The following is a 14702-nucleotide window of genomic DNA, read 5'->3' as shown; positions in this document are numbered from 1 at the left end:
TGCGAAGGCGAGGCGCCGAGTGCGGGTTTTCAGGAGCGTCGCAAACAGGAAGTTTGCGCCGCAGCGCCCATGGATGGGTTCCCAGGGGGGCGCCCAGCTCGGTCCTGAAAACCCGCACCCGGTGACTCGCCGCCACCGGGCCGGGAAAAAACTTAAGCCGGCTCGGCAATCTTGACGATTTCTTCCTGAGTCGCAGGGCGGCGTTGTTCGCGCTCTTCCACGAAGACGATTTTCTCGTCTTTCTCGTCGGTATTTACGAACTGGCGGAAGCGCTTGACCATTTCCGGATCGTTGATCGCGGTTTTCCACTCACACTGGTAAGTGCCAACCACATTGGTCATCTGGCGTTCCAGCTCATCGCAGATACCCAGCTTGTCCTCGATCACCACCTCACGCAGGTAATCCAGACCACCTTCCAGGTTTTCCAGCCAAACCGAAGTACGCTGCAACTTGTCCGCCGTGCGCACATAGAACATCAGCACACGGTCGATATATTTAATCAGCGTCACATCGTCGAGATCCGTCGCAAACAAATCCGCGTGACGGGGGCGCATACCACCGTTACCACACACATACAGGTTCCAGCCGTTCTCGGTCGCAATCACACCAATATCTTTGCTCTGGGCTTCCGCACACTCACGGGTACAACCGGAAACCGCCATCTTGATTTTGTGCGGGGAACGCAGGCCCTTGTAGCGGTTCTCTACCATAAGCGCCATGCCCACACTGTCCTGCACACCAAAGCGACACCAGGTACTACCCACACAGGATTTAACGGTGCGCAGGGATTTACCGTACGCGTGGCCAGTCTCAAAGCCCGCATCGGTCAGCTCGCGCCAGATCTCCGGCAGCTCTTCCAAGCGAGCGCCAAACAGGTCGATACGCTGGCCGCCGGTGATCTTGGTATACAGATCGTATTTCTTCGCCACCTGACCCAGCACGATCAGTTTGTCGGGAGTAATCTCACCGCCGGCAATACGCGGAACCACGGAGTAGGTACCGTTTTTCTGCATATTCGCCATAAAGGTATCGTTGGTGTCCTGCAGGCCAACGTGGGGCTTTTTGTGAATATGTTCGTTCCACAGGGATGCGAAAATGGAAGCCGCGGTGGGCTTACAGATTTCACAGCCTTTACCGGTGCCGTGCTTGTGCAGTAGCTCGTCGAAGGTTTTGATTTCCTCCACCTGCACCATGTGGAAAATTTCCTGGCGGGTGTAGGGGAAGTGCGGGCAGAGGTCGTTGTTCACTTCCATACCCAGGGCCGCGAGCTCTGTGTCCACCACGTTTTTCAGCAGTGCAGAACAGCCACCACAGCCGGTGGCCGCCTTGGTGCAGTCTTTGACTTCGCCCACAGAGCAGCAACCGCCCTGAACCGCGCCGACGATGTCGCCTTTGCTGACGTTGTGACAGGAACAAATGGTGGCGGTATCTGGCAGCGCGTCGGCACCGAGAGTCGGGGCGGCGCCGTCCAGTGCCGGCAGGATCAGTTGTTCCGGGTGTTCCGGCAGATCCATATCGTTCAGGTGGTATTGCAGCAGGGTGTCGTAATCGCCGGTGTCGCCCACCAGTACCGCACCGCGTAGTTTCTTGCCTTCGCGGTCGGTAATCATGCGCTTGTACACGCCAGTCTGTTCATCGACAAAGGTGATCGCGGCGGAACCTTCCGCGCGGCCGTGTGCGTCGCCGATGGAGCCCACTTCCACACCCAGCAGTTTCAGCTTGGTGCTCATGTCCGCGCCGTTGAATTCCGCTGCCTCGCCACACAGTAGGGAAACCGCGGTGCGCGCCATGGTGTAGCCGGGGGCTACCAGACCGTAGATAAAGTTGTTGAACAGGGCACACTCGCCGATGGCGAAAATATTTTTGTCGGAGGTGCGGCAGGTATTGTCCACCACGATACCGCCGCGCTCACCCAGTTCGATACCAGCGGATTTCGCCAGGCTGTCTTCCGGGCGGATACCGGCGGAAAACACAATCAAGTCGGTATCCAGGGACTTGTCGCCTTTGAAGTTCATACGCAGGCGACCGCCGTCCACTTCTTCGATCAGTTCGGTGGCGGTGCTGGTGTGAACGGTTACGCCCAGCTCTTCAATTTTTTCCCGCAGCAGTTTGGAGCCGCCTTCGTCCAGCTGTACGGACATCAGGCCCGGGGCGAATTCCACCACGTGTGCTTCCAGGCCGAGCTGTTTGAGCGCGTTGGCCGCTTCCAGCCCCAGCAGACCACCGCCCACAACCACGCCAACCTTGCCTTCTTTGGCGGCGGCCTGAATTTTGTCGAGGTCTTCAATGGTGCGGTAGACGAAGCACTTGTCGTGCTGGTGGCCGGGAATCGGCGGTACAAAAGGATAGGAGCCGGTAGCCAGGATCAGGTGATCGTACGCTTCACTCGCGCCACTGGCAGAAGTTACGATTTTGTTCTCGCGGTCGATGCCCACGGCGGCATCGTTCAGACGCAGGTCGTAACCCCACTCGCGGTACTGCTCCACCTTGCCCATGGCCAGGTCGTCGGCGGAGCGGCCGCCAAAGTATTCGGAGAGGTGTACCCGGTCATAGGCGGGGCGGGGTTCGGCGCAGAATACCAGCACGTCGAACATTTCCCGTTCGGGACGATTTGCCAGTTGTTCCAGGAAGTGGTGACCCACCATGCCGTTGCCGATGACGACGATTTTTTGCTTAACCATAATCTCTGCCGTTTGAACCTGATTGGGTTCGACAGAAGAAAAGCGTTAGGGGAGGGCCTGGGTAGCTTGCGGCTGCACGGGCGTCCCCTCTTCTGTCGAAGAGTGTCAGGCGCCGTTGCCTTGCTAAAAGAATGTCGGATTGTGACTAAAGATATTCAATCTCTATGCCAACTTTTACGAGCGGCAGAAGGTTGGGGAAACCACAGGTTTTGTACGGTTTAATGGCGATTTCGCATGGCGGCGCGCGTCAACTTGGTGCGCCTCTGCCAGACTTGCTTCAAAGGAGGGCAGGTTACAGGAAGTACAACAGGTGAGACAGAATCGCCAGCACCGCTACCGTCTGCCAGAACAGTAGCGGGTTGCGTTCCATCAGCGGCGGTTTTTCCGCGTTATCGAACTTCTTGTTCGGTGTACTGAGGTCGTGCACAAATTCCGACAGAGCCGGGTAGCGGTTTTTCGGGTCCGGTGCACAGGCTCGGCGCAGGGCACCGTCAATCCAGTCTGGTATTTCTTGCCGCTGCCGTCGTGCACTGCGGTAGCGCAGACTGGCGTAGTTCTTTAACTGATAGTGGTTGCTGCCGAAGCGCTCTTTATAGGGATAGCAACCAGTAAGCATTTCATAGGCGATGACCCCTAGAGAGAAAATATCTGAACGGTGACTGGCCGCATCGCCGAAAAAGTATTCCGGCGCGCAGTAGTTCTTGCTGCCCGGTGGTGCACTATCCTGATAGCGCAACAGCTCTTGCAGCCCCGCCGCATTGGCGCCCCCCAGGTCGATCAGTTTCAGGCGACCGCTGGAATCCACCATGATATTTTCCGGCTTCAGATCCCCGTGCACGATTTCCAGTCGCTGCAGGCGGCGCAGGGCGCTCACTAGCTGCTGCACCAGATTGCGCACCTGATCCAGCGGTGGTTCCGGATTCAACTGCATCCACTGACGCAGATTCTGTCCGTCCACGTACTCCATAACGTGGTAAAGAAACTGACGCTCCTTGCGCGGCGGAAACACCTTCACAATGGCCGGATGCTCCAGCCTGCGCCCGGTCCACTCCTCTGCGATAAACCGTTCAATGTAGGCCGGATCGTCACTGAAGTTTTCCGACGGTGCCTTCAAAGCGCGCAGCTCATCCGACTCCATATCCCGTACAAGATATAGATAGCTGCGACTACTCGCGTGCAGTTCCTGCAGCACCTCGTAACCGTCGATCTTGTTGCCCGGCTGCAGCGGAGGCGGGAAGGGTAGCTGGCTTGTCGCCAGCATCACATCGTCCGGCTCCAGTGACTCCACTACATTCACCCGGCACAGGGCCAAGCTCAGATTGTCCTGGCTCCCGTTTTCCAGCGCCGCCGCCATCAACGGCTGCGCCGCCTTCAACTGGTGCTGTGTGAGCAACCGGGTGAACTGCCTGGTGGGCAGAAAGTCGTGAATGCCATCGGTGGTCACGCAAAACAGATCACCGGCTTCCAAAGGCTCCTGCCGGTAGTCCACCTCGATATGTGCGTCCATCCCCAGTGCCCGGCTTAAAAACGTCCGCCCCGGGCCCAGTGTGCGGCTGTGGTCCTGTGTCAGGCATTCGAGCTTGCCGTCTCTCAGTCGATAGATCCGCGAATCCCCGATATGAATCAGGTGCGCCGTAGCGCCTTTGATCACCACCGCAGAGAAGGTCGTCAGCCAACCGCGCTGCACCTCATCCGCACCACCGCTCTGTCGGTACAGCCAGCTGTTCAGCGCATGCAGAACCCGCGCCGCGGCCTGCTTCACCGACCAGGAATCCGGCGTGCTGTAATAGTCGGAAATAAACCCGCTCACCGCCGCCCGCGCCGCCGCACCACCAGCCTCCGCACTGCCCACCCCATCCGCAATCGCTGCCAGGGAACCGCGATATCGCAGGTCACTCCCGGTCGCACGGTAGACGGCCACCGCGTCATCGTTATAGGTACGCTGTCCACACTCCGTAGCCGTGGCAAATTCCAGGTTCTCGGAATTGGACGCCTGCTGGTCTGAATCGGGCACAGTGATGGTTTCGCAGGTGGTGTTCAAATTAGTGTCGGTAATAGTAAGTAATTGGATGTGAAGCACTGCACCGATAAAGGGTTCCGAGACGTTGATTCGGGCCATCCATGGCCCTCACCCTCCGGGCGCCTTCGGCGTCTTAAACGGCAATCCTGCCGTTTAATCAAAAACAGGATGTTTTTGCAGAGCCCCCATGGATGGGTTTACGGCGTGTCCTGCAAAGGCTTACCAGTGCCCGGCGCCCCGGGTTCGTTCCGGAGCACCAAAAAGCTCGGAATCAAGCTACGTCGATCAGAGAAACACTACCATCCGGCATGACTTCCGCCATCTGACCTTCCGGCTCCTCCAGGAACAGCAGCGTAACAAAGCCAAGCACGGCGGTACCCGCAATTACCAGGAAAAATGTCTGGTAAGAAACCATACTCAGCACCGTCAGATAGAACACCGCGCCCACATTACCGTAAGCCCCCGTCATCCCCGCAATCTGCCCGGTCAGGCGGCGCTTGATCAGCGGCACCACAGCAAACACCGCACCCTCACCGGATTGCACGAAGAAAGAACATGCCATCGCCGCAGCCACCGCCAAGTATAAAGGCCACTCGCTGTCGATCATGCTCATGGTCAGATAACCCAGCGCCAGACCCGCCGTCAGAATCAGCAGCGTACTCTTGCGCCCGAACCGGTCACTGATCAAACCACCCGCCGGACGCGACATCAGGTTCATAAACGCGTAGGCCGAAGCCAGCAGACCCGCCTTCACCGGATCCAGGGTAAAGGTCTCCGAGAAAAACAGCGGCAGCATGGAAATCACCGCAAGCTCGGAACCGAAGGTCGCAAAGTACAGAATATTCAGCACCGCAACCTGCTTGAACTTGTAGCGGTGAATCGGCTCCGGAAGCTTTACGAAAATCTCTTTATTGATCTCGTAACACTTCTTCGCATCAAACACGTACAGCGCGACCAGGGACACATAAATCACGATCGCCACCGGCATCGCCAGCATACCCACACCCGCTGGAGACAGCTTCCAGGTCAGCAGCGCCAGCGCCGCGTACATGGGCACCTTCATGATCAGCAACAGCACAAAGTCAGACGGGCTGGACACTTCCATGCCACCGATTTTCTTCGGCTTGAAATAGGTACCGCCTTTCGGGGTGTCGGTTACCGAGCGGTAATAGATCACACTGTAAACCAGCGCCAGTACACCGGTAATACCGATGGCATAACGCCAGCCGTCGTCGCCACCGAACAGCAGCGCAATGGTCGGCAGGCTCATGGCCGCAGCGGCAGAACCAAAGTTACCCCAGCCACCGTAAATACCTTCCGCGGTACCCAGCTGCTTTGCGGGGAACCACTCGGAAACCATACGGATACCGATCACGAACCCGGCGCCGATAAAGCCCAGCAGAAAACGGCCGATAGCCGCCGCGGTAAAGCTGTCCGCCAGAGCAAAGATAAAACAGGGGATACTGCCAATGGCCAGCAACAGGGAATAGGTCAGGCGCGGGCCGTATTTATCGGTGAGCATCCCGATAATGACCCGCGCGGGAATGGTCAGTGCCACGTTCAGTATCAGCAGTGTCTTTACCTGTTCTGAGGTCAGCGACAGGCTGTCCGCAATCGCCATTAACAGTGGTGCGTGGTTAAACCAGGCAAAGAAAGTAATAAAGAATGCTATCCAGGTCAGGTGCAGCACCCGGATTTTTCCTTTAAAGGAAAACAGATTTATGGAATCGCTGGACATAATTCTATCCCGTCAGTTTGTGTTCTGGATCAGCCTGCTTGCTCTCGGCAACCGTCCCAAATTGCGGGCATAAAAAAAGCCCACGGGGCAACCTGGCTGCCGCCGGTGGACTTCGATGTCCTGTATCTCTGTGCAACCCGGGATAAAAACCGGGCTGACAATATTCATGGTGTTTCAGTAGTTGCGGTTTGTCCCTTCAGAGGGCTGCAAAACCGCTACTTGCTGAATTACTGCATTCAATATCTGTGCCACTTGTGGTCGGTTATTGTGCATGCGTACATTGGTGGTGCGATTCCGGGCGGGTGTCCCTGAAGAGGCACTCATAACAAGGTTGAATTCGCCCCGTTTTGGGGAGCTTTTGTGCTTGCGGTGCACCGCAATGCGCCGCAGGCGACATCGCTTGCTAGACGGTACCTGCCTTCTTGGATGAGCCGAGCTGCTGGAGGCGCAGAAAATCCAGGGTCTGCTGGTACAGGTCCGTGCAGAAAAGCTGTGAAGTATTCGTATCTACCGGCGCAATGTCATTGCACAGTGCCACAAGCTCCCTGGCTTTTTGCTCGGTGGGGCGCCCGTGCTCCGTTTGCGGATGGGCGAACAGGTGCCAGCCGGTGTTCTGCACCGGCTCTTTGCCGTGCAAACTCAGAAGCTGGTCGTTCAGTGAGGCGGCAATGGTTGCCTCTGGTAAATCCAGGTTCTCGGGACGCGCCAGAATACCGACCGCATCGCGGCGCTGGTTGCGATCGCTCAGCCAGCCGCAGGCCTCCAGCAGTGCTGCGCGCAACGCCATGTGGGTCGCCGGATTGGCTTCGTGCCAGCTGCGGGTAACGGCCAGCACCTTTTCCGGCATGGCGGGCATCAAGGCATTATTCGGGGTGGCGATAACGCCGATGTTCTCCTGGACTGCCAAGGTATTCCAGGGCTCGCCCACGCAGAATCCATCGATATCGCCGCGGCGCAGGTGATCGACCATTTGCTCCGGTGGCAATACCAGCAGGCGCACATCGGTGTCCGGATTGATACCGGCACTGTTGAGCCAATAGCGCAATTGCAGGGTGTGGCTGGCAAACGGGTAGACACTGGCGAAGGTGAGGGGAGCTTCACCTTCCGCGCGCGAGGAAATAAACCGTTGCAGTGCCGCGCCATTACCCGCCGCATCATGGGTTGCCGGGCTCAACTGGTCGTACAGGGATTTTGACAGGGTAATTGCGTTGCCGTTGCAGCTCAGAATCAGTCCGCTGAGCAGTTCTTCCTCACAGTGGGGAAGTGTCTGCTTCAGAGTCAATGGCATCGGGGCCAGCATGGCTGCGGCGTCGGCCGCCCCACCTATCAGTTTGTCGCGCAGGGTCGCCCAGGATGTTTCACGCTGCAGTTCCACTTTGAGCCCGTAGCGTTCGAACAGGCCCAGTTCACGGGCAATGATCAGCGGTGCGCTGTCGGTGAGGCGCAGGTAGAGAAGTTTCAGGTTCGGCTTTTCGGCTTGCAGGCTGCTCACGTTGATTCTCTCGATAATACGTTCGGTAACTTGTTTGTATTCTTGCGCTGGTTCGCCCCGGGTGTGTTTTTGAGGCGTGTCAGGCCGGGCTCAACGCGCAGGTGATTGCAGGTGAGCGACGATCTGTTCAGCCACGTTGCGCATGGTGGAGTTGCTGTTCATGGCCAGGGTGCGCAGCGTCTGGTGGGCTGCCTGCTCGCTGATGTTTTTGCGCGCCATCAGCAGGCCTTTTGCCCGTTCAATAATTTTGCGTTCGTCGAGCTGTTGCTGGGTGCGCTGCAGAGACTCGCGCAGGTGCTGGTAGCTGCGGAACTGGGCCATGGCGATTTCGATGGCGGGGGCCACACGCTCGGCGGACAGGCCTTCGGCCATATAGGCACTGACGCCGGCCTCGACCGCGCTGGTAATAAATTCGGCGCCGCCGCGAGCGGAAAACATGGCGACCGGAGTGGGGTTGTGTTGATTGATGACCGACAGGCTCTCGAGGATATCCCGGTCCGGAGACTCGATGTCGATCAGGACAATGTCCGGCCGGTGTTTCTCCACCTGGAAAAGAAGGCCCTCGGCACTGGAAAGCTGTGCCAGCAGGTTGTAGCCAGCAGCGGTGAGCTGTTCAGCCACCATGGCAGCGCGTTCTGTCTGGTCATCGACCAGCAGAATGCTTATTGGGGCAGATACTGGAGTGGTGGTCATCGCTTCGTCAAAACTTATGTTCGAACTGCTGCCAGGCGCCATCAGTGTGACTACTGAGACGCCAGTAGTCCGGGTGCGTGCTTGGCAGGCAGGCCGGTATTTTTGTTATCGCATGGATCACTTGCGGCCGAGTACTTTGTCGTATCTGCGCCGGGTGTCGCTGCTTTAGAGTTTATGCTGAGTCGTTGCAATCTTGGTGCCAGAAGCAAGGACTTAGCTGCCAATGGCGCTGCCTTGCGGGCCTGCGCCTGTCGGCAGACAGAAATAAAAAAGCCCGGCCGCACACACGGTGCTGCCGGGCTTCTTTGCCTGTGGTGATTAGACAATCAAAACTCGTACCAACTTTGGCAAACGGAGCAGGCCCGCACAAAACCGCATGCGAACGGGATGAGCAAGCGCTGATGGGGTTGGGTAAATACCTGGTATCAGTGCCTTCAGTTGGTGCGGGTGACAAGTTGTGGGCGGCAAATTGGTGCAGGGGCGTCACCTGGCCGGGTTTGCTGCGATGTCGACGACTGGATAGAGGGTGGCGGGTGAATTGGCTCTTTGGGGCTAATGGCGTCTGCTGTGGAATATGCGAAGCTACTTTTGCTGTATGGTTTCTTTTTCGGATTGCCTTGAAGGAAGAATGATTCTGGGAAGCTGTATTCGATGACCCCTCCCCACAACGCCAGTCCGCCCCGCGGGGGCGCTTTCAATACTGGCGCCGTTAGTCTTAACGCCCCGGCCAGAGGTCGCGGTGGCGGTGCGACGCTGCATGTGTGCCCGGTGGTACTCGCCGGAGGTCTGTCCAGCCGCATGGGGCAGGACAAAGCGCTGCTAAAATTATCCAATGGACGGACTCTACTCGAACAGGCGAAGAGCCAGTTTGCGCAGATGCGCGAAATTGACGGCATAAAATGGATGCCGACCCTGGTCAGTGGACGCCGACCTGGCGGAATTCCCGATCAGGTCGACGCGGCGGGGCCCCTCGGCGGGCTACAGGCAGTTTACCGGCACCTGCAGCAGAGTGACCGTCCCTGTGATGCGCTGCTGGTGGCACCTGTGGATATGCCACTGTTGTCCCCGGGCCTGCTGCAACGGTTGTGTGTGGCAGGGCAGTCCGTGGAGCAGGCCGTCTGTTACGGCAACCACTATCTGCCGTGCTGGTTGCCCCTGGGGCAGCGTTGCCGCAATTACCTGGACGCCGCCGCTGCGGGCAATGCGATTGCCTCGATGCGGGCACTATTCGGGTTCATTGGCTGTATGCAATTGCCCACCCCGGAGGGCGACTGGCATCTGAATCTGAACCGGCCGGAAGACTATCAGCGATTCCGGGGTGATTGACTTGGGCCGTTGAACTCGGCCTGCAACCCGGCCAGAGACCCGGGTGGGGTAAACCTTCGCTATTCGAACAGAGGTTTTGATTTCGGATGACGGGACAATCGAGCCGATACCTTCTGGCCCAGCGGCGTGTGTTTACGCTGTTGGTGGTTACCCTGCTGCTGTCAGTGTCGCTGATGAGTTGCGGAGATCACTCCCGCCGCGAGTTGAGGGTGGCGGTGGATGCGAGTTTTCAGCCCGCCCTGGAAGCCCTTCGTCCCCAGTTTGAATCTCACTGCCGGTGCCGTCTGCAGATCACTGCGGGTGCAAGTGGTCTGCTTTACAGCCAGATCCGCGCGGATAGCGCGGACCCTGCTTTTGACCTGATGCTGTCCGCGGACAGCGCCCGCCCGGTACTGCTGGAAAAGGCCGGACTTACGGTGCCCGCCAGTCGTCAGGCGTTTGCGCGCGGGCAGCTGGCGGTGTGGGCCAACCCTGTAGTATCCAAAAGTAAGTCCTCCGGTTTTTCCCAGCTTTCCATGCAGCTGACAAAGAGCGGTGCGATGTTGACGCCTCGACAACTGATTCTGTTGCTGGGGCGCGGCAAGCACAAGCTGGTGGTGGCGGACCCTCAGCTGGCCCCGGATGGGGATGCGGCAGTGAAGATGCTCAAGAAGCTGCGCCTCTGGCCCAGGGTCAAGAACCGGGTGGTGTATGCGGGTCATTCCGGCCATGCGCAGATCATGTTGCACCAGGGGGAGGGCGATCTGGGGGTGATTCCCTACAGCCAGGCGCTGGCATCCGGGCGCCGCGGCCAATATATGCGGATTCCGGAGCAGTTCCACCCACCGATCGAATTGCAGATGGTGATCCTGCGGGGTACCCGCCAGCGCACGCTGGCGATCCGTCTGCTGCAATATCTACGCTCCGATGCCGTGCAGCGAAAACTGCCCGAACTGGGTTTTCGTGCCGCAGAATAATATTCTGCAAATAGACGGGATATTTTGGTTTCACAGGAAATAGTTGCGGTTATTCCCATTTATTTCCCGCCTACGAATATGGCAAATCCCGATGCCGATAATTGGTTTTATATGATACCTATTCCATTGGTGAATTATTCCCATATCAAAGCGTTATTATTTGCAGATGGCGCTTTCGAATTAATAAAAACCCTTTGGAATAGTTAACCAAATATTCCCTTATGCGAATTGATAAAATGTGGTTTGGCGTTTTTTTTCGCGCAGCAGCTTATATAGTTTCCCTGTGTCATCATTTAGCCTAAATGCACAATAGTCAGGCGGTTTCTCTCGATTTTTGTTTCATTTGTAACGTAATCTGCTGATTTTTAATCGATTTCCCTTATTTCTGATAAATTTCCACTAAACGAGTAATAAGAATCCTCTATTTCCGTTACCTGAATTTATTCCCTTTAATTCATCGTCCTACCGAAACGGATTTAATTTTTCCGGGAAAACTTTTTTCCCGGGCAGGACCGCTTTCACGCCAAAATCAGATATGCCTGATGACGGACCGGGAAGTTCAGGATTAAATGTCAGCGGTACATAAATGACCCGGTTAACCGGGTCGACTCTTTGCAGCCATTTGTAACGAAGAGTTTTATAACAACGAAATATTTAACGGGAGCACAAACGGTGATTATTGCCATACCAAAGGAGACCGCGCCTGGAGAGTCGCGGGTCGCGGCAACGCCAGCCAGCGTAAAGCGTTTGCAGTCGCTGGGCTTTGACGTTGTGATCGAACAGGGGGCCGGTGAAGCAGCCAGCTTTCCGGATGCCGAATACGAACAGGCCGGTGCCAAGCTGTGTGCGAACGCCGCTGAGTGCCTGAGCCAGGCGGGCATCGTACTGAAAGTACAGCAGCCCACCGACGCCGAACTGGACCTGATCCCCAGCGGCGCCACCCTGGTGGCCTTCCTTAAGCCGGCGCAGAACGAGGCGCTGCTGAAGAAGTTCGCGGACAAGAACATCAACGCGCTGGCGGTGGAGTCCATTCCACGTATTTCCCGCGCACAGAAAATGGATGCACTGAGCTCCATGGCCAACATCGCCGGTTACCGTGCGGTGATCGAGGCGGCCCACGAGTTCGGACGCTTCTTTACCGGTCAGATCACTGCCGCCGGTAAGATTCCGCCCGCCAAGGTACTGGTGATCGGCGCCGGTGTTGCGGGTCTGTCCGCCATTGGTACCGCCAAGAGCATGGGCGCCATCGTGCGCGCCTTTGATACCCGCCCGGAAGTGCGCGAGCAAGTAGAGTCCATGGGGGCGGAATTCCTCACCGTGGAAATCGAGGAAGACGGCTCCGGCACCGGCGGTTACGCCAAGCAGATGTCCAAGGAGTTTATCGAGGCCGAAATGGCCCTGTTCCGCGAACAGGCCAAGGAGGTGGACATCGTCATCACTACCGCACTGATCCCCGGCAAACCGGCGCCGAAGCTGTGGCTGGCGGACATGGTGGAAACCATGGCCGAAGGTTCCGTGGTTGTGGACCTGGCGGCGGAAATGGGCGGCAACTGTGACTTTACCGAAGCGGACAAGAAAGTCGTCAAGAGCGGCGTGACCATCCTCGGTTACACCAACCTGGCGAGCCGCGCGGCCACCCAGTCCTCCACCCTGTACGCCACCAACCTGTGTCACCTGCTGACCGACATGACGCCGGAGAAAAACGGCGAGATCGTCATCAACTTTGAAGACGAAGCGGTTCGCGGTGCCACCGTGGTGAAGGAGGGCGAAATCACCTGGCCGCCGCCCGCGCCAAAAATCTCTGCCGCGCCTCCGCAGAAAAAGCCGGAGCCGCAGATTGAAGTGGAGCCGAAGCCGGAGAAGAAATCCTCCCCGCTGTCCCTGGTGGCCTTCTGGGCTGTGGCCGGCCTGCTGTTGCTGGCCCTGGGTAAATCCGCACCGGCGGACTTCGTGGCCCACTTTACCGTGTTTGTGCTGTCCATCTTTATCGGCTGGCAGGTGATCTGGAACGTATCCCACGCCCTGCACACCCCGCTGATGAGTGTGACCAACGCCATCTCCGGCATCGTGATCATCGGTGCCCTGTTGCAGGTGGGCGCCACCGGTTCCTTCCTGGTGACCGTAATGGCATTTATCGCGGTACTGTTTGCCAGTATCAACATCTTCGGTGGCTTCTTCGTAACCCACCGTATGCTGAAAATGTTCCGTCGATAAGGAGAGACAGACATGAATAGTGTAATTTCTATGGCGTATCTGTTCTCCGCGGTGATGTTCATCCTGAGCCTCGGCGGACTGTCCACTCACGAGACTGCAAGACGCGGTAACTACTACGGCATGGTGGGTATGGCGGTTGCCATTATCGCCACCGTCGCCGGTATCACCTCCGGCGCTTACCTGCCTGTTGGCATCGCCATGGGCGTGGGTGCAGTGATCGGTATTCACCTGGCGCGCAAGGTCGAGATGACCGCAATGCCACAGCTGGTAGCCCTGCTGCATAGCTTTGTGGGCCTGGCCGCGGTACTGATCGGCTGGGGTGGTTACCTGGACCCGCGCATCAATCTCGAAGGTGCCGCGCACATCGTGCACAACTCCGAGATCTATATCGGTGTGTTTATCGGTGCCATCACCCTGACCGGCTCCATCGTTGCCTTCGGCAAGCTGCAGGGCCTGATCTCCGGTAAACCGCTGATGCTGCCGGCGCGCCACTGGCTGAACCTGATCGCCCTGGCCATCTGTGTGGTACTGGGTGCCCAGTTCATCCCGGCTGACGTTAGCAATGCCACCATCATCAATCTGCTGGTGATGACCGGTATCGCCCTGCTGCTGGGTATCCACCTGATCGCCGCCATCGGCGGTGCGGATATGCCGGTGGTGATCTCCATGCTGAACAGCTACTCCGGCTGGGCCGCCGCGGCCACCGGCTTTATGCTGAGCAACGACCTGCTGATCGTGATCGGCGCTCTGGTGGGCTCCTCCGGTGCCATCCTCAGCTACATCATGTGTCGCGGTATGAACCGCTCCTTTATCAGCGTGATCCTGGGTGGTTTCGGTTCCGACGGCACCGTGGCCAGCGCCGATGGCGAGGAAGAGGGTGAAGCGGTAGCGACTACCCACGACGAGCTGGCGGACGACCTGAAAGCGGCCAAGAACATCGTGATCGTACCGGGCTTCGGTATGGCGGTAGCCCACGCTCAGCAGGCGGTGAGTGACCTCACCGACAAGCTGCGCAAGGCCGGCAAAACCGTACGCTTCGGCATCCACCCGGTAGCGGGCCGCCTGCCCGGACACATGAATGTTCTGCTGGCGGAAGCCAACGTGCCCTACGACATCGTGCTGGAGATGGAAGAGATCAACGACGACTTCCCGGAAACCGACCTGGTGCTGGTGATCGGTGCCAACGATACCGTTAACCCGGATGCCGTTGAAAAGCCCGGTTCCCCCATTGCCGGTATGCCGGTACTGGAAGTGTGGAAGGCAGGCAAAGTGGTGGTGCTGAAGCGCTCCATGGCCTCCGGCTATGCCGGTGTCTCCAACCCGCTGTTCTTCAAGGACAACTCGCGCATGCTGTTCGGCGATGCGAAAGAGAGTCTGCAGTCAGTACTGGGCAAGCTGAATCCGGCCTGATCCATCATTCAGTACTGTCTCTGATCAAAAAACGGCCCCCGCGAGGAGGGCCGTTTTTTTTTCGTCCCGACTTTGTGGTGGATCACCGCCGCAGGGGAGGGTGTGGCGCGGGGTTCTCTCGGTGGTCAGACCGGTGGTAATCTACGGGTCAATCAAGTGATCATCAGAATAA

9 protein-coding genes are annotated in these 14702 nt (G+C 57.8%); 4 read left to right on the top strand and 5 right to left on the bottom strand.

Going from position 1 to position 14702, the window contains the following annotated elements:
* Positions 1-152: 152 nt before the first annotated feature.
* From nirB to AU11_RS09725, 5 genes are all read right to left on the bottom strand, one after another.
* On the bottom strand, positions 153-2681 hold the full coding sequence (gene nirB, locus AU11_RS09745) for a nitrite reductase large subunit NirB (protein WP_043319049.1): 2529 nt from the start codon (positions 2679-2681) through the stop codon (positions 153-155).
* Between the two features lie 292 nt (positions 2682-2973).
* The gene (locus AU11_RS09740) at positions 2974-4800 is read right to left on the bottom strand and encodes a bifunctional protein-serine/threonine kinase/phosphatase (protein WP_231491810.1); all 1827 of its coding nucleotides are present in this window, start codon (positions 4798-4800) and stop codon (positions 2974-2976) included.
* A gap of 172 nt (positions 4801-4972) precedes the next feature.
* Positions 4973-6439, bottom strand: a complete 1467-nt coding sequence (locus tag AU11_RS09735) for a NarK family nitrate/nitrite MFS transporter (RefSeq protein WP_043319047.1) — start codon at positions 6437-6439, stop codon at positions 4973-4975.
* 403 nt (positions 6440-6842) lie between these two features.
* Positions 6843-7931, bottom strand: a complete 1089-nt coding sequence (locus tag AU11_RS09730) for a CmpA/NrtA family ABC transporter substrate-binding protein (RefSeq protein ID WP_051687143.1) — start codon at positions 7929-7931, stop codon at positions 6843-6845.
* Between the two features lie 90 nt (positions 7932-8021).
* The gene (locus tag AU11_RS09725) at positions 8022-8624 is read right to left on the bottom strand and encodes an ANTAR domain-containing response regulator (protein WP_043319044.1); all 603 of its coding nucleotides are present in this window, start codon (positions 8622-8624) and stop codon (positions 8022-8024) included.
* A gap of 651 nt (positions 8625-9275) precedes the next feature.
* Between AU11_RS09725 and AU11_RS09720 the strand changes: the two genes are divergently transcribed.
* The 4 genes from AU11_RS09720 to pntB all read left to right on the top strand — a co-directional run bounded on the left by AU11_RS09720 (position 9276) and on the right by pntB (position 14530).
* Positions 9276-9950 (top strand): molybdenum cofactor guanylyltransferase, encoded by a 675-nt coding sequence (locus AU11_RS09720; RefSeq protein WP_051687142.1) that lies wholly within the window; start codon positions 9276-9278, stop codon positions 9948-9950.
* A gap of 86 nt (positions 9951-10036) precedes the next feature.
* The gene (gene modA / locus AU11_RS09715; RefSeq protein WP_081848047.1) at positions 10037-10906 is read left to right on the top strand and encodes a molybdate ABC transporter substrate-binding protein; all 870 of its coding nucleotides are present in this window, start codon (positions 10037-10039) and stop codon (positions 10904-10906) included.
* 672 nt (positions 10907-11578) lie between these two features.
* The gene (locus tag AU11_RS09710) at positions 11579-13120 is read left to right on the top strand and encodes a Re/Si-specific NAD(P)(+) transhydrogenase subunit alpha (protein ID WP_043319041.1); all 1542 of its coding nucleotides are present in this window, start codon (positions 11579-11581) and stop codon (positions 13118-13120) included.
* Between the two features lie 12 nt (positions 13121-13132).
* Positions 13133-14530 (top strand): Re/Si-specific NAD(P)(+) transhydrogenase subunit beta, encoded by a 1398-nt coding sequence (pntB, locus tag AU11_RS09705; RefSeq protein ID WP_043319039.1) that lies wholly within the window; start codon positions 13133-13135, stop codon positions 14528-14530.
* Positions 14531-14702: the final 172 nt, after the last annotated feature.

The sequence above is a fragment of the Microbulbifer sp. HZ11 genome (assembly GCF_000708675.1).
Lineage (GTDB): Bacteria > Pseudomonadota > Gammaproteobacteria > Pseudomonadales > Cellvibrionaceae > Microbulbifer.
This window is presented reverse-complemented; position numbering and strand designations above follow the sequence as displayed.